This window comes from Nodularia chucula CCY0103 (assembly GCF_963923915.1).
Taxonomy (GTDB): Bacteria; Cyanobacteriota; Cyanobacteriia; order Cyanobacteriales; family Nostocaceae; genus Nodularia; species Nodularia chucula.
The window spans coordinates 1-15,081 of sequence record NZ_CAWUOL010000030.1 but is presented as its reverse complement, the minus strand read 5'-3'; the positions used below and the strand labels follow the sequence as shown (position 1 = coordinate 15,081).

13 protein-coding genes and 2 pseudogenes are annotated in these 15,081 nt (G+C 40.2%); 8 read left to right on the top strand and 7 right to left on the bottom strand.

Annotated features, from left to right (window positions below; translation table 11 throughout):
* Window positions 1–26: 26 nt before the first annotated feature.
* A complete protein-coding gene (locus tag ACM0OP_RS10795) occupies window positions 27–1,055 on the bottom strand; it encodes a methyltransferase domain-containing protein (RefSeq protein WP_414528406.1) in 1,029 nt (342 codons plus the stop codon).
* Between the two features lie 51 nt (window positions 1,056–1,106).
* On the bottom strand, window positions 1,107–1,913 hold the full coding sequence (locus ACM0OP_RS10790; protein WP_414528438.1) for an ABC transporter permease: 807 nt from the start codon (window positions 1,911–1,913) through the stop codon (window positions 1,107–1,109).
* 565 nt (window positions 1,914–2,478) lie between these two features.
* Between ACM0OP_RS10790 and ACM0OP_RS10785 the strand changes: the two genes are divergently transcribed.
* Window positions 2,479–3,522: a 3-deoxy-7-phosphoheptulonate synthase gene (locus ACM0OP_RS10785; protein WP_414528405.1), complete on the top strand. Its 1,044-nt coding sequence runs from the start codon at window positions 2,479–2,481 to the stop codon at window positions 3,520–3,522.
* Between the two features lie 38 nt (window positions 3,523–3,560).
* On the opposite strand, the gene ACM0OP_RS10780 is transcribed toward ACM0OP_RS10785, so the two are convergent.
* Window positions 3,561–4,778 carry a TetR family transcriptional regulator gene (locus ACM0OP_RS10780; protein ID WP_414528404.1) on the bottom strand — a complete coding sequence of 406 codons (1,218 nt, stop codon included), beginning with the start codon at window positions 4,776–4,778 and terminating at the stop codon, window positions 3,561–3,563.
* A 174-nt stretch (window positions 4,779–4,952) separates the two neighbouring features.
* Between ACM0OP_RS10780 and ACM0OP_RS10775 the strand changes: the two genes are divergently transcribed.
* The 3 genes and pseudogenes from ACM0OP_RS10775 (at window position 4,953) to ACM0OP_RS10765 (ending at window position 8,230) form a co-directional block, all read left to right on the top strand.
* Window positions 4,953–5,813: an acyl-CoA desaturase gene (locus tag ACM0OP_RS10775; protein WP_414528403.1), complete on the top strand. Its 861-nt coding sequence runs from the start codon at window positions 4,953–4,955 to the stop codon at window positions 5,811–5,813.
* A gap of 68 nt (window positions 5,814–5,881) precedes the next feature.
* Window positions 5,882–6,802, top strand: a pseudogene (locus ACM0OP_RS10770) (ribonuclease D).
* 588 nt (window positions 6,803–7,390) lie between these two features.
* The gene (locus ACM0OP_RS10765; protein WP_414528402.1) at window positions 7,391–8,230 is read left to right on the top strand and encodes a tetratricopeptide repeat protein; all 840 of its coding nucleotides are present in this window, start codon (window positions 7,391–7,393) and stop codon (window positions 8,228–8,230) included.
* Between the two features lie 8 nt (window positions 8,231–8,238).
* Here ACM0OP_RS10765 and ACM0OP_RS10760 read toward each other — a convergent pair whose 3' ends face one another.
* On the bottom strand, window positions 8,239–8,583 hold the full coding sequence (locus ACM0OP_RS10760; RefSeq protein WP_414528401.1) for a hypothetical protein: 345 nt from the start codon (window positions 8,581–8,583) through the stop codon (window positions 8,239–8,241).
* 244 nt (window positions 8,584–8,827) lie between these two features.
* Here ACM0OP_RS10760 and ACM0OP_RS10755 point away from each other — a divergent pair, with 244 nt between their 5' ends.
* Window positions 8,828–9,721 carry a DMT family transporter gene (locus ACM0OP_RS10755; protein ID WP_414528437.1) on the top strand — a complete coding sequence of 298 codons (894 nt, stop codon included), beginning with the start codon at window positions 8,828–8,830 and terminating at the stop codon, window positions 9,719–9,721.
* A gap of 126 nt (window positions 9,722–9,847) precedes the next feature.
* On the opposite strand, the gene hpsU is transcribed toward ACM0OP_RS10755, so the two are convergent.
* The 3 genes from hpsU to ACM0OP_RS10740 all read right to left on the bottom strand — a co-directional run bounded on the left by hpsU (window position 9,848) and on the right by ACM0OP_RS10740 (window position 12,384).
* Window positions 9,848–10,402: a hormogonium polysaccharide biosynthesis acetyltransferase HpsU gene (gene hpsU, locus ACM0OP_RS10750; RefSeq protein WP_414528400.1), complete on the bottom strand. Its 555-nt coding sequence runs from the start codon at window positions 10,400–10,402 to the stop codon at window positions 9,848–9,850.
* A 177-nt stretch (window positions 10,403–10,579) separates the two neighbouring features.
* Entirely contained in the window at window positions 10,580–11,512 is a 933-nt protein-coding gene (locus ACM0OP_RS10745; protein WP_414528399.1) for a glycosyltransferase family 2 protein, read from the bottom strand.
* A 62-nt stretch (window positions 11,513–11,574) separates the two neighbouring features.
* Entirely contained in the window at window positions 11,575–12,384 is an 810-nt protein-coding gene (locus ACM0OP_RS10740; RefSeq protein ID WP_414528398.1) for a hypothetical protein, read from the bottom strand.
* 100 nt (window positions 12,385–12,484) lie between these two features.
* Here ACM0OP_RS10740 and cobU point away from each other — a divergent pair, with 100 nt between their 5' ends.
* The 3 genes and pseudogenes from cobU to ACM0OP_RS10725 all read left to right on the top strand — a co-directional run bounded on the left by cobU (window position 12,485) and on the right by ACM0OP_RS10725 (window position 15,043).
* The gene (gene cobU / locus ACM0OP_RS10735; RefSeq protein ID WP_414528436.1) at window positions 12,485–13,033 is read left to right on the top strand and encodes a bifunctional adenosylcobinamide kinase/adenosylcobinamide-phosphate guanylyltransferase; all 549 of its coding nucleotides are present in this window, start codon (window positions 12,485–12,487) and stop codon (window positions 13,031–13,033) included.
* 584 nt (window positions 13,034–13,617) lie between these two features.
* A pseudogene (locus ACM0OP_RS10730) lies at window positions 13,618–13,997 on the top strand (hypothetical protein); the annotation flags it as partial.
* Between the two features lie 131 nt (window positions 13,998–14,128).
* Entirely contained in the window at window positions 14,129–15,043 is a 915-nt protein-coding gene (locus ACM0OP_RS10725) for a hypothetical protein (protein ID WP_414528397.1), read from the top strand.
* Window positions 15,044–15,081 lie beyond the last annotated feature (38 nt).

Genomic DNA, 15,081 nt, shown 5'->3' with positions numbered 1-15,081 from the left:
AAATCTGTAATTATTTTTAGTTAAACCTAAACTTTTGTTAATTTGCTCCAAATTTGTTTTAATTGCCAAAACTTGCTAGATTGAAAATGATTAATTGTATTTTTGGATAGCTCAAGCTCAGACTCAATATTTTTGATGTGCAATCTCAAATCAGATAATTCGGCGCTTAATTGGGATATGAGAACAGACTCAGATGCTGTTGAATCAGAAGCTGATTTATGACCATTGATTTCATGAGAATCAAGATTATTATGTCCAGCTTCTAAATAGGGAATACCTTGTTGAAAGCCATAGATAAATTGACCATTTTCAGACACCAAAGAATTGTCTTGTAGATGCAATGGTTGTTTAGTCATGGGACAAGCTAGAAGTGGAAAAAACCAATTTTGATCATTTTTCTGTGTCAAAGCTTGCATATAGTGAGGTTTAATATTAATATCTCCCGGTTTCCGCACAACAATATAATGAGTATTGTGTGTATTGGGACTATCTCCTTTGAGTAATTTTCCTAACGAAAGCTGGCGAATCAAATTTTTCCAAAAGAACCAAGTAATTTTATGGGGTGGATGAAACTGTAAATATTCCCATAGTAACCAAGCTAAAGTTTGACCAAAATGATGGACATAACTAGTTTCAATGACTTCAAATCCGGCATATTTAACAATTTCTATTAAGCCATTTTCAGTAAACCGAATGTAGTCTCCAGGAAAGTCATGTTGCGGCTGGAGAAAGGGAACTGCAATAATTCCATATCCCATTGGTCTGAGGACTCGATAAAATTCTTCAGCAATTTGCCAAGGATAACGAGTATGTTCTAAGACTGCAATAGAAACTATTGTATCTACTGATTCATCTAGTAAAGGAATATGATGTAAATCGGCTAATATATCCGGCTGATTCCACTCGGTAATATCAATATTTAAATCTTTTTCACCTAATTTAATACTTCTTTGTCCCGAACCTGCATTGAGAACAATACCATAGCAGTATTTACGAAAAGCACTGATTTCTTCAGATAAAGGCATCCAAACTAATGGGTTAGCAAAAATAGTCATATATATTAGCTGGTGAGTAAAGATAGAATGTAGGCACGAGAATTTATTAGCTTAAAGTAGATCCATAAATTGATGTTTCCAAAGATGAAAACAACACCAACCCAGAGATAAAATAATCATACCACTGAGTAAAGCACCCCAAATTAAACCGAAATCCACTGATGTTCCTGATAATGTAATCTGACGCAAACTTTCAATAATTGGTGATAATGGATTTAAGATCAAAAACTGCTGGACGTGGGATGGAACAATGGCGGCGGGATAAAATATAGGACTACTCAGCCAAATGACAAATACAACCAACTCATAAAAGTAGGGTAAGTCTCTAAAAAATACATATAAACCACTAACAAAAAAGCTCACTCCAGTGGACACTAAAACTAAGGCGAAAAACGGCAATAGTAATGCCAAGACATTAACTAAGCTATGGGAATAAATGAAGGTAATTACTGCTAATACAGGTAGGACTCCTACTGAAAACTGGAAGACGTTGGACGTGATTACAGATACAGGAAATACGCTGGATGGGAGAGAAATTTTATTCAAGAGTGAGCCGTTATTCACTATGCTATTCAATGCCTGTGAAGTGGAGGCTGAGAAAAAATTGATCACAACCAAGCCGGTAAAGGCTGCTAATATGTAGTTGAGTATGGAATTGTCGTAATAGGATGCAAATGCTGTGCCAAAAATAGCCGAGTATAATCCTGTCATCAGTAATGGATTCAATAGCGACCAATAAACTCCCAAAAATGACCCGCGATAACGGACTTTTAAATTCCGTGATACCAGGACTTGGAGCAATTCCCAATAGCGGCGCACTAGCAACCAAGTAAAATTAATGTTCAGAGAGATTTTCATTGGTAAAAATGCCATAGACGCTGATTTTTTTAATTTCTGTAAGCCGCACATTGGTAATTTCCAGTGATGAGTTCGGCTGTTGAGATTATGTTAAAATTAGCATACTGATAAATTTAAGTATAAACGATTTACAGCAGCAACTGATACCCAACATTCTTGAGTGTAGTCTTGCGGGTCAAAAATTTTATTATACAGAACACGGATAGATTATCCCCTTTTTAAGTGATGAAAAGAAAACAATTTTAGACTTTTCAAACAACCTTTTACGGAGTTGGAACCCTATTACAGCACTTCCCGGTATTATGAGGTACAAGAACCCCACCCCCAACACCCTCCCCGCAAGCGATGAGGGGGCTAAGATTTACCTTAACCTTATAGATTTACCTTAACCTTATATAATTGGAAATCGCTGCACAATGGCTTACCTACTATTTGGAGTTTTATGGTGACGGTTGTTTAATGTCAAAATTATCAGACAAAAATAATTTACTGTTGTCTTTTTGATTTAAAATAAGATATTAAATTAACACCTAAGTAAAATAGCAAAATTTACAACTTTGGTTCCATGCACAATAAATTATTTAATACTAACATCAAGAGTTCGCACGTATTATTAACACCCAATGAAGTAAAAACGAAATTACCTTTAACTAAATTGGCTGAACACACTGTCTTGGAACATAGACAGCAAATCAAAAATATTCTGGATTTTCAGGATAGGAGAAAATTTATTGTAGTGGGACCCTGTTCAATTCATGATACGGAAGCAGCGCTAGAATATGCCCAAAAATTAAAGCTGTTGTCTGAGAAAGTGCAGGATAAACTGCTACTAATTATGAGGGTATATTTTGAAAAACCCAGAACAACTGTAGGATGGAAAGGATTGATTAATGATCCAGATATGGATGATTCTTTCCATGTAGAAAAAGGTGTATTAACTGCACGTAGCTTGCTATTAAAAATAGTGGAGTTGGGTTTACCTGCTGGGACAGAAGCATTAGATCCAATTATCCCTCAATATATTAGTGAATTGATTACGTGGTCTGCCATTGGCGCACGGACTACAGAATCCCAAACCCATCGGGAAATGGCGAGTGGACTTTCTATGCCTGTAGGGTTTAAAAATGGGACTGATGGCAATATTCAAGTGGCTTTAAATGCTTTACAATCAGCTAAAAGTTCGCATAATTTCCTGGGAATTAATCATAAGGGACAGGTAAGTGTATTTGAAACTAGAGGTAATCCCTATGGTCATGTAATTTTACGCGGTGGTAGTGAGCCTAATTTTGAAGCTGAAAATGTGAAGTTGGTAGAGGAGAAATTAAAGGAGGCTAATTTATCACCGAGAATTGTGATTGATTGTAGCCACGGAAATACTAATAAAGATTATAAGTTACAACCAAGGGTGTTGGAAAATGTGATTCAACAAATAGCTGATGGTAATACTTCTATAGTGGGGGTGATGTTGGAATCCCATTTATATGAAGGTAATCAACCAATGAATGGGAAAAAATCAGAATTAAAGTATGGTGTTTCTGTCACGGATAAATGTATTAGTTGGGATGAAACGGAGAAAATTATTTTGGCTGCTTATCAAAGTTTAAGTTAGTCCTGATATTCTGTCTAGCACCGCACCCCCAAAGATGATTATGTAGGCTTATGATCTAAACGAGTTGCTTGCTCTAGGGCGGCTTTTTCTTTGGCTCGTTTGGCGTAGGATTGTAGTTGGGCGCGATCGCATCCTGTGAGAATAGTCAGGTTTTCCCAACTCACTCCCCGCATTAACATTTCTACACACCAAGTATGTTGAGCCTGGGCGATCGCTGGCGGTTGTCCTTGAGGCGTTGACAATCCCTGAGTCCAGGTTTCCCAATGTTGCAATAAATCTGATTCCGTTATCCCCTCACCTGCTGGATTCACAAACATTGCAGGTTGATGATCTTTACGACTTTTTAACCATTTAATTAAGGGGTTATTACTGTAGGAACCATAGCGTTTACCTAAAATCCACTGATTAACTGGGACTTGACGGGGCAATTCTGTGGTAGTAATTTGCAGGAAATATCCCGACGGATCACAGATTTGGTGGTTTTGCTGCAAGCTAATAATTTCTGCGGGAGATAAGCCAGCACCAAACAACACATAAGCCAAAGCATAATCTTGTGTTCCTAGTTTTTTGGCTTGTTGTAAAATTTGATGAACTAAACCCACAGGTAAATCAGCTACCTCCGGTACATTTTCCCGCACTGTGAATAATCTTCCTGAAGATGACATCGCACCGTGTAAAAATAACTCCACTAAATTCTCCAGAAAATCATTCCGATCTTCCCACAATTCGTTAAATTCACTGGTAAATTCAATTACCGCATACCCCAAAATCATCCCATTCAGTAAACTAGCTAATTTTTCGGCGGGGAGATAGGTATGTAAATCTCCTTGCTGAATCACAGTGGCTAAATACTCGGCTACATAGCGGTTAGCTTCAGTTAAACCACGTCCCAAAGCCCGACGATTTTCCATTGGGTACTGGTTCGCTTCACCCACAACTGATCGCACTAACTCTGGTATCCGTTCCAACGCTTGTAAGCTATCACTTGCATAATCTTTGAGTGCTTGGTAGATATCACCAGGAGGATTAGCTCTCTGGACAAGGGACTCGCCCAAATTCTTAAAAGCTGCGGATTCTTCCAACACAGACAGTAATAGTCCATGCTTATTCCCAAAATTTCGGAATAATGTCACTTCGTTGACTTCGGCTTTTTCAGCGATTTGACGGGTTGTGGTGGCGCTGACTCCCTGAGCCGTAAATAATTCCAGTGCAGATTGAATCAGACGTTGACGTGCTGAAATTGGTTTATATGTCATAGGGAATAATGCAAGTGACACTTGCAGTAAAGTTACAGGTCTGTTAGCATTAAAAATGTAAGTGATACTTGCTTTTCTTTACTGTAACTAACTGCTGTGCAGAGTAGGGAAGATCCTGCTGGGGTTGCACCAAGAAATAGTAAATCGCTTGATCATCCATTCACAGGAAGTTTTATGACTGCGAAGTCTCTGGCGTTCACTACTAATAATGTAGGAAATTCACCTCGTCTTAGATGGGTGAACGTGGTCTTTTTTGCTGCATTTCATGCCTTAGCTCTCCTCGCTCCTTGGTTTTTCTCTTGGTCAGCACTAGGTTTAATGGTGTTTCTGCATTGGCTTTTCGGGAGTATTGGCATTTGTCTAGGATATCATCGGTTGTTGAGCCATAAAAGTTTTCAAGTACCTAAGTGGTTAGAATATGCGATCGCCACTATTGGAGCTTTGGCTTTACAAGGAGGGCCAATTTTCTGGGTTGGTGGACACCGCCAGCATCACGCCCACACAGAAGATGTTAACCTCGATCCATACTCCGCCCAAAGAGGATTCTGGTGGAGCCATATGCTATGGATTTTTTACCCACGGGCTGAGTTTTTTGATTATGAAGTTTATCAAAAATATGCCCCTGATTTAGCACGCCAACCTTTCTATCGCTGGCTAGATCGCTACTTCTTACTCATGCAGATTCCCTTCGGTGTACTGCTGTATGTCATCGGGGGTTGGCCTTTCGTGATCTACGGTGTATTCTTGCGCTCAGTTTTATTGTGGCATTCCACTTGGTTTGTTAACTCAGCATCACATCTTTGGGGTTATCGCACCTTTGATGCAGATGATGGCGCACGTAATTTGTGGTGGGTATCCCTGGTGACTTATGGAGAAGGTTGGCATAATAACCATCACACCTATCCCCACATGGCCAAATCTGGATTATCTTGGTGGGAAGTTGATATTACTTGGTGGAGCATTAAGCTCTTACAAACTCTGGGTTTAGCTAAAAAGGTGGTTTCTACTCCTCCTCCCGGCGCTATGCTCAAATAAGTTACCATTTTTTAGGCCGACAGCAAGATTAGCAGTCGGCTTTCAGCTTTTTTTACCAAGATTTGCTCATGCCATATTTAAATTCTGCTAGTGATATTCAGGCCATTGTCGCTAAATATATCCATGCAAAAACCTTATGGATTGATACAGAGGTGGCTGATTATCAAAGTCGTCATCCGAGATTGTCACTGATTCAGGTGTTGGATGATCCTAAAGATATGAGTGGCGACCGCGTTTATCTTTTAGACGTGTTAGATCAACCTGATCTAATAGCTGAATTTATTCAGCAAATTATGGTCAATCCTGATATTCAGAAAGTTTTTCATAATGCCAAGTTTGATTTAAAGTTCCTTGGTAATCAGCAAGCTCAAAATATTACTTGTACTTGGGAAATAGCTAAAAAAATACCTTATTACATTTTACCATTACCTAATTACCAACTAAAAACTTTAGCTACCGCACTCTGTAGATTTAATTATATTGATAAACAGGAACAAACCAGTGATTGGGGCAGGCGACCTTTAACTGAAGGACAAATTGAATATGCTTATTTAGACTGCATTTATCTGGCTCAAGTACATTTGCAGTTATTAGAGTTATGAGTGGCTAGTAATCCCAATCCAGAAACAGAAGATTTAACAGCACTTGATGCTAGATATACAGAGTTATGGCAAAGTTGGCAATTGTTAAATTCGGAATTTGAACATCTGCAAGAACGCTTAAAAAAAGCGATGCAGGCTCAAAATGTGACGGAAACTTCTGTCTGTAAGTTAAGTAGTTATGAGCGCCAAACTGTAAAAGTGCCATTTACGGAATTAGCTAAATTGGTGGAAAACCAAAATGTGAATTTAGATTTTCCCATTACACTGACTCAGAAAATACAAAAAGATTTAGGTGAAATTTGGCAGGAATTGCCTGTAGATATTAATACTACTACTGCTTGGCGACTGTCTAATAAAAATCCAGAAGATGAAGATAGTCAAAAATAAACAAATTTATGATCTGCTGTAAGTGCAGATTGAACAGAAAAACTAATATTAATTAAGTTATAGCATTTCTCTGTTTATTGAGGTAGAAGACAATACAGTTTAGTTAAACCTCTCTCTCTTTCTTTCTTCTCTTTGTGTCCTTTGCGTTCTTTGCGGTATGCGCTGCGCGCACGCTACGCGAACGTTCAAAAAATTGACTTTAACCAAAAGTTTTAGCCTTAAATGAACTGTATTGAGGTAGATGAGGTAGAAGAACCCCATCCCCGCAAGGAATGATGAAGAAAAACTATACTTTTACCACCTGATTCTGCATAAAGTATAGGAAAAAACATAAAAAAATTTTGTCTTTATTTAGAATAGAGTTCTCATAATAAAGAAATAATTTATCTAAGTTAAATATTGTGATCCTTCATTCCTGATTTAGCAGGTAATAAGTTTTGTAGAGATACAGCTAACCTTGTTTGTATGGGGAAAAGCTTTGAGATATTTTCTATGGTGTATTTGGTTTTAGATTGACTAACAACTGAGTATCCATAACTAAATTTAGTGTGCATTGTAATCCAGGTGTAATGACAGTTAGGGTAACTTATGAAATTGCGGTTATTTCAGCAAGAGCAACTGAAGGTAAGAAAAATCTTGAGCCTAGTTGTGGTGACAGCATTGAGTATTACTACTATTTCTTGTAGTGAGAATAAAGATGTGTTGATCACACAAATTGATATTAGTCCTCCTAGTAGTGGAACAGCTCAAACATCAGCAGCAGGTAATCTTTATGTTCAGGCGAAGAATCAACACTTTCAAGGTGATTTACAAGGGGCGATCGCTACCTATAGCCAAGTGATTGATAGCGATCCGAACTATGCTGAGGCTTACAAGAGTCGGGGACTAGCTTATTTTGATGCGGGGGACAAGCAAAGGGCGATCGCAGACTATAGCCAAGCCATAAATCTTGCTCCTGATGATGCAGAAGCCTACAATAGTCGCGCCAATGCACTGGCTTCCCAGGATAATCATCAACAGGCGATCGCCGACTATAACGAAGCTATTCGCCTCGCTCCTCGCTATGCAGAAGCCTACAATAATCGGGGAAATGCTCGCCTGGCTCAAGGAGACAATAACGGAGCTTTAGATGATTTCAACCAAGCCATTAGCCTCGATTCTCGATATGTGATTGCTTACAATAACCGGGGAAATGCTCGCGCTGCTCAAGGAGATCGAGAGGGTGCGATCGCCGATTACAATCAAGCCATTAACCTCAATTCTAGTTTTGGCCCCGCCTACAATAACCGAGGAAACGCCCGTGCTGCTCAGGGAGACAGAGAGGGAGCGTTAGAAGACTTGCAAAGAGCCGCCACTATTTTTCAAGAACAAAATAGCAACGACTTATATCAGCAAGTCATGAGAAATATTCGGGAATTGGGGCGTTAACGGCTGACTTATTTACTGAATAAAGACTCAAATTCAGCTTGTAAAGAAGTCATATCTGCCAGCCGAGCCACGAGTATATTCTCATTACCAGCATCAATCAAACGGACTTTCCAATAACGAATACTTTCGGCGTTGTTTAACCAGAACTTGACTACAGTATCTCTGACTTGTTCCGTATTCCAACCCCATTTTACTGGTAGGGGTTCTACAGATGCTAATAAGGCATCTAATGTACATTTATGGCTGCTGAGATATTCTACACCCCCTCTACTTGGTTGGTTGATGGTTTGTTGTTGATGATGAAAAAATTGCCAAGTAGGAGATACGCCTACAATGTCAAAAGTATATTTCATGCCATTCCTCCCAAGGATTAGTTAGTGATATTCAGAATTAAGATTCTGCTGATGAACTGTTGCGAAAAAGCATTTGAGACTAGCTCAAAAAGTAATTGATGTGGCTATAACATAGAGTTATTTGTGTTTAGTGAAATTAGCACTCTCTCTATTAGAGTGCTAGAACATTGACAGGTATTTATTGTATTATTAAAGAGTTTTGAGCAAGATTTAAAGGGTAAATTATATTTTTAATAATTCTTTAATAAATGGCAGAGGTGAACTAGCTGCTTTAGCTGCTGCTGGTTTGTGGGCGATCGCCTCTGTGCTGTATGGGATTGTAGGACAGCAGATTCCACCGCTACGGCTGAATGTGATTAAGGGAATAGTAGCGATCGCACTGCTAATTTTTACCATCTTGCTCACTGGCGAATCTTTATCCACATCCGCCCCCCAATCCATTTTGCTGCTGTGCTTGAGTGGGGTGATTGGTATTAGCTGGGGTGATACAGCTTTTCTGGGAGCGCTGAATTATTTAGGCGCACGTCGGGTATTACTGATTGGGACTTTATCTCCGCCCATGACAGCCATTCTCGCCATGATTTGGCTTCAGGAAACTTTAAATCTCACCGATTGGTGTGGAATTATGATCACCACATTAGGAGTGGCTTGGGTAGTCACAGAACGAGTTCCCGGTAGCAGTCTGGATGTTGCAAACCTGTGGAAAGGAATCAGTTTAGGCTTATTAGCTGCGATCGCCAATGCCATCAGTACAGTTATTTCTCGCGTAGCCTTTAGCACTGGCAGTGTATCATCTTTATGGGCGGCTTTATTACGCCTGGGTGCAGCAGAATTGATACTTTTAGCTTGGCTGTGCTTACCCAACCGTCAACCCGAAACATTATCATCTTCTGGTAGGGTAACTTCGCGGGTGATTTTTGCGACTTGTTTCGCCGCATTTTGTGGTACTTATTTGGGTATTTGGTTACAACAAACAGCAATTAAATTCACAGCGGCCGGAATTGCTTCCACCTTACTACAAACTAGTCCCCTGTTTGTGATTCCCATAGCTGTCTGCATTGGGGAAAAAGTCAGTTGGCGCGCGATCGCCGGTGTGATTATTGCCATCATCGGTATTGCATTATTATTTTTTGCTTAAGAGAGCAACCGCCAAGGTAGTTAGGACATAAACGGATAATAAAACCGAGATAGAAAAATGGTTTTAACCCAGTCCCCAGTCCCCAGTCCCCAGTCCCTAGTCACCAGTCACCAGTCCCCAGCTATATTACCTTAAATACTGAGCAGAACAAGGACTTCCCCAACACACTTGACCCGGCGGCATATCAGTAAAAACACTACTCCGAGCGCCAATTACCGCATTAGCACCAATTGTCACACCTACACCCACAAAACAATCTGCGGCTACCCACACCCCATTACCAATGGTAATGCTGCCTGTTTTCAACCCAAAAGCCGGATCATGAAGATCATGGCTACCAGTACAAAGATAACTTTTCTGGGAAATTACGCAGTGTTCACCCAGATAAATTTTATCTAAACTGTAGAAAACGACATCATCACCAATCCAACTGTAATCACCAATGGTAACTTTCCAAGGATAAGTAAAACGGGCTGTGGGGCGAATTAACACCCTTTTGCCAATTTTTGCGCCAAACAATCTCAATATAGTACAGCGCCAACTATTGCAAGGATGAGGAGTGAGGGGAAAAGCGATCGCCTGCACAAACCACCATAATAAAATATACCAACCAGGTCTACCCCGATCAAACCAAGATTGGTCATATTTACGTAAATCTACAAAAGATTGGTCATTAGTCATTAGTCAATAGTCATTAATATAATCATCGGCGTTTTACCCTTTGGGAAACCCCTGGCGCGTTTACGGGGAATATAGCAACCGTCAAGGAAGTGAGGACAAAAACAGATCATGAAACCCTTGCAATTAATGAGTTTCAATGCTCCACCCTGCACCCAACTCCCCACTCCCCCTATCAGTCTATGATTTCTGATTAATTGATAGTAACCCTTGAATAGCAGCATTTAAATAACCTATTTGCCCATAAGCATAGACAAACTTATCAAACCGTTCGGCGGGATCGGCAAAATATTTTAATGCCTTATATAAACCTAAAATCAATCGTTCGCCACCCCGTTGTAACTGCCAAATATCTCCTTGATTAGCTAGTTGTTCACGATAGCACTCACTGATACCTTGCCACCAACTGCGATTTAAAAACCAGGAGCGTTTCAGCCGTTCGGGAGCCACATTATGAGCCACTAAAGCTTGGGGAAGGTATGCAACTTGCCAACCACGCTGGAGGGCAAATTCTGTCATTTGCAGTTCTTCATTGGATAATAGGTTTTTGCCCACTCGGCCAAGATGAGGATCAAAACCACCCATTTCCTCCAGAAAACTTCGCCGGAGGGAATAATTCAAGCCTCTAGGGGTTAAACCTGGTTGTTGAATGTAAACCATACTGTTCCCCAAATCATAAGCGCCTAAATTGCCCGCTAACCCAGGAGATAGCCAAGATGGTGGTTCAGTGTTGGGTGGCCATAAAAGAGTGACTTTCCCGCCTGCGATCGCCAATTGAGAGTTATCCTGATAGGCAGCATACAACACTTGTAGCCAAGAACTGCTGGCTACGGCATCATCATCTAAATAAGCCAGAATTTCTGCACTAGCCACTCTTGCGCCAGTATTGCGAGCCACAGATAAACCAATGGTAGGTTCAAAGACATATTTCAGCCGACTATCGCCCAATCTAGCTTCTACCACTTCACGAGTGCGATCGCTAGATCCATTATCCACAACCACAACTTCAAACTCAGCCGGAAAATCCTGTACCAACAAACTATCAATGGCCGCACCTAAGTAACTATCTCGATTATGAGTGCAGATGATGGCAGAGATTTGGTTATCTGGCATAGATATAGATCGTCAATGTAATAATGTTTCAACTTCAGCACAAAATCTTTTCTCGGTTACAATCAAGCTTGTTGAATGTTACTATGCAACATTACCAGAGTTTCTGCCAATTGACTCAGACGAGTTTCTAAATATTGTTTCCGCCCCAACAATTGCCGTAATTTCTGATGACGAGCAATAGCCATACTCACCATCGGTAACTGATCTGATGGACAGTCACGAGACCAAACCTTTCCCGCCGCATCTAAACCACAAAGTCTGTAGCCACTACGGGGTGGATTTTCTGATACCTCCTCATTGACTTTCTCATTAGTTGTACAAATTTCCTCTACATAATCCATCAAATTCACAACTTCCCCATGTCGGAGAGTCGCAGTTGCGCCCTTTTCTGGTTCTTTCAGCTTCGACTCTAACCAGCCATTCACAATTGGTCCTTCTAAATAAATATCTTGAATTTGCTGTAAAATTCCCTGTAATTCCCTTTGCCAACCTGCAATATGCTCCTGAATTTCCTGCAATATATTCATAGCTAAAGCCGGGTTAGCACCGTGGCGATGGTTACTAAAGCTAGGACTTTTGAACTTTGGTAGGCTGGGTGTTTTGCCCCCAATTTCTTGGGCGGGAAACGTTGACACAGATGGATGTTCAGCAAACAGATTCCCCTCCCCAGAATCCTCACTTGCAGATTCTGTGGTGTTTTTCTCCCTTTGTTTTTCTGATGTGGTATCTTTACTGGCTGTAGATTCCGTTGCTCCCACGCTAATCCTAAAGGAAAAAGAAGACTTTAAGGAATCACCCCCGTCTGTAGGGGCAGTGTGACGATTCCCCAAATCATGTAAAGTTGCCTCGATACGTTTTAAACCTGTTTTCATAAACATATCCTGAAACGTGGTATCCCCAATAGCTTGGCATAATTTAGCATTGGGTTGTGAAGATAATGAAGCTAATTTTAACTTTGAAAAGGATAAAGTTTTGGGGAAAGTCATCTTAGTCACAGGGCCAGCCAAGTCTGGGAAAAGTGAATGGGCAGAAACCCTGGCCATTCAGTCAGAAAAAAATGTGGTTTACGTCGCCACAGCCACGGAAAACCCAGAGGATAGCGAATGGCAAAAACGCATTCAAGAACATCAAATCCGTCGTCCTTCACATTGGGTAACACTACCAGTACCTGTAGAATTATCTGCTACCATAGCCGATGCCAAACCCAATACCTGCCTCTTAGTAGATTCTTTGGGAACTTGGGTAGCTAATCTTCTAGAACAAGATGACCATACCTGGAAAAATACTTTGATAGAATTGTTAGAAACAGTGGATTTGGTAGCTGCTGATCTGATATTTGTCGCTGAAGAAACAGCTTGGGGTGTAGTTCCTGCCTATCCTCTAGGTCGCCAATTCCGCGATCGCTTGGGTGCTGTAATTCGTCAGTTAGGTGCTATCTGTCAACCTGTGTATTTAGTTACTGGCGGTCATGTTCTCAATCTCAGTCATTTGGGTACACCATTAGCACCACCGAAATTTTAATTTTAAATTAAACATTTCACCACCAAAATCATGCGCCTAAAATTTAAAATTGTGATATGGCAACAAAAAAAGAAGTTAAACAGTATCTTGCTTACTGGTTTCAGTTAGTTGACACTCCCCGCGATAAATCGACGGGGATTCTTGGTTCAACGAAACCACTTAACCTAGAGTCCTTGCGTCATCTAGACCAGAGGTGGGATTCTCCCCAAGCGTTAATTCGGGTATGCCCTACCCTATTTGCATTAGTGCAAGTCCTGTTTTGTTTGAAACAATTTGTTTCAAAATGCTGATTCGTCTAGTCCCTATAAATCTTTTACCTACTGCTAGGAGGAAACTAGAATAATGCAGTAGAACCGCATAGATGAGGCAGTGCGGTCTTGGGGTTTCCCCAATTAGAGCAACTGCCGTTTAATTATCAAGGTATGGCTAACGCCAAGCTAGCGCTAACAGTGCTTTGTCTTTCGACGGCTAGGTTTTTTAAGTGGTTGATTACCTTTCCACTACAATTACTATAGCAGCATACTGGTACAATAATGAATTAAAAGCCGTCGTAGAACGACGGGGAACCTCAAACCCAATTTTTCGGTAAGAAAGTCGTAATAGGCGACGGTAAAGCAAGCTTTCTGCCCCAACCCGTCCCGGAAGGCGATCGCTACAGCGAGGAATTTGAACAATGTTGGCAAGAAATTCTCTCTCACACCCCAGGGGACTGTTATCTAGGGGGTACTCATGAAAGCATCAGTGAACTACTAACACCAGCATGGGAACTATTACCTTGTGGTCGTTGTCGATGCCAGTACCATTGCGTAGCCTTGGGATACCTGCGTTATCATGTCCCTGCAATGATTTACCTGAATGGCCTAACACTGAATTACCAGAACCCCGTAGCCCAATTAATAGCCAAGAGCAACTAATGGTAATTAGAAAACGCCTTCAGAATGATACTTCCACAAATAATAAATAACTTTATTTGTAGCTTTCTATCTATCATTCATTAAAAAATGGTTTTATCCGTGACGTAAATTAACCTTACATTCTGGAAAAACCAGACAGAAACTAGAGCAAATTCAGAGGGGATGGGCAAACCATAAATTTATGGATAATGGTAAAAATTTGGCTGGATTAAAATGGTTTTATAATTTACCAATTCGCCATAAACAATTAATTGGTTTATTCTCTTCTGAAGTAATTTCTATTGTAGGACTCTTGGGTGTTGGCGCGTTCTTAATTATTACTGGCGGACGGAGTGTACTAGTTAATCAGGCTAAATCTGAGTTAGCTGTAACTCAAATTAATTATAATATAAAAATAGATCAAATGGGATTTGGTTTTCGGGGGCAATCCGATAACATCGCCATTATTGCTGCTGCGCGAGAACCAAGATTAAACCCAGAGTTAAAGGAACAAGTGCAGCAAATTCTTCAGAATGAAATTAAAGCTAGAAATATTGAATATGCCACTTTAGTAGGCAGGGATTCACGAATTATTGTTAATGCTAATAGAAACCGTACTGGGGAGATTTTCAACCCTAATAATTTAGTTACTCAAGTATTAAATAATCCCCAACAAATTAAATCTAGTGAAATTATCAGTTGGCAAGAATTAACTCAAGAATCACCCCCACTAATTCCCCAACTAAAAACGCAGCAATTATTAATTCGCTATACAATTACACCAGTCAAAGATCCAGAAACTCAGGAAGTTATTGGGGTTTTAGTATCTGGAGATATTGTCAATGAAAAACTGCCAATAGTTCAACAGACAGTTTTAACTTATGGTAGTGGCTATAGTGCAGTTTATTTACTCCCAGAGGACGGAGATTTTCAATTAGCTACAGCTGCATTAGCTGAGGATAGCTACAACAGTTCTGCTACTATTAATTCCCCTCAAGATAAAATTTTATTGCATATCTCTTTACCCAATAATTCCTTACTTAAAGCCGCAGTTACAGCACCAGGTAAAACAGTAGCTCAACGGATAAAATTACAGGGTAAAACCCAGAAGTGTTGAATGTTAAGAAAGAGGTGATAAAAATAACCCAAAATATG

Bases quoted from the DNA above. Each gene is read 5' to 3' on its own strand.
- ACM0OP_RS10795 (WP_414528406.1), bottom strand. From the start codon at position 1,055: ATGACTATTTTTGCTAACCCATTAGTTTGGATGCCTTTATCTGAAGAA.
- ACM0OP_RS10790 (WP_414528438.1), bottom strand. From the start codon at position 1,913: ATGAAAATCTCTCTGAACATTAATTTTACTTGGTTGCTAGTGCGCCGC.
- ACM0OP_RS10785 (WP_414528405.1), top strand. From the start codon at position 2,479: ATGCACAATAAATTATTTAATACTAACATCAAGAGTTCGCACGTATTA.
- ACM0OP_RS10780 (WP_414528404.1), bottom strand. From the start codon at position 4,778: ATGACATATAAACCAATTTCAGCACGTCAACGTCTGATTCAATCTGCA.
- ACM0OP_RS10775 (WP_414528403.1), top strand. From the start codon at position 4,953: ATGACTGCGAAGTCTCTGGCGTTCACTACTAATAATGTAGGAAATTCA.
- ACM0OP_RS10765 (WP_414528402.1), top strand. From the start codon at position 7,391: ATGAAATTGCGGTTATTTCAGCAAGAGCAACTGAAGGTAAGAAAAATC.
- ACM0OP_RS10760 (WP_414528401.1), bottom strand. From the start codon at position 8,583: ATGAAATATACTTTTGACATTGTAGGCGTATCTCCTACTTGGCAATTT.
- hpsU (WP_414528400.1), bottom strand. From the start codon at position 10,402: ATGACTAATGACCAATCTTTTGTAGATTTACGTAAATATGACCAATCT.
- ACM0OP_RS10745 (WP_414528399.1), bottom strand. From the start codon at position 11,512: ATGCCAGATAACCAAATCTCTGCCATCATCTGCACTCATAATCGAGAT.
- ACM0OP_RS10740 (WP_414528398.1), bottom strand. From the start codon at position 12,384: ATGAAAACAGGTTTAAAACGTATCGAGGCAACTTTACATGATTTGGGG.
- ACM0OP_RS10725 (WP_414528397.1), top strand. From the start codon at position 14,129: ATGGATAATGGTAAAAATTTGGCTGGATTAAAATGGTTTTATAATTTA.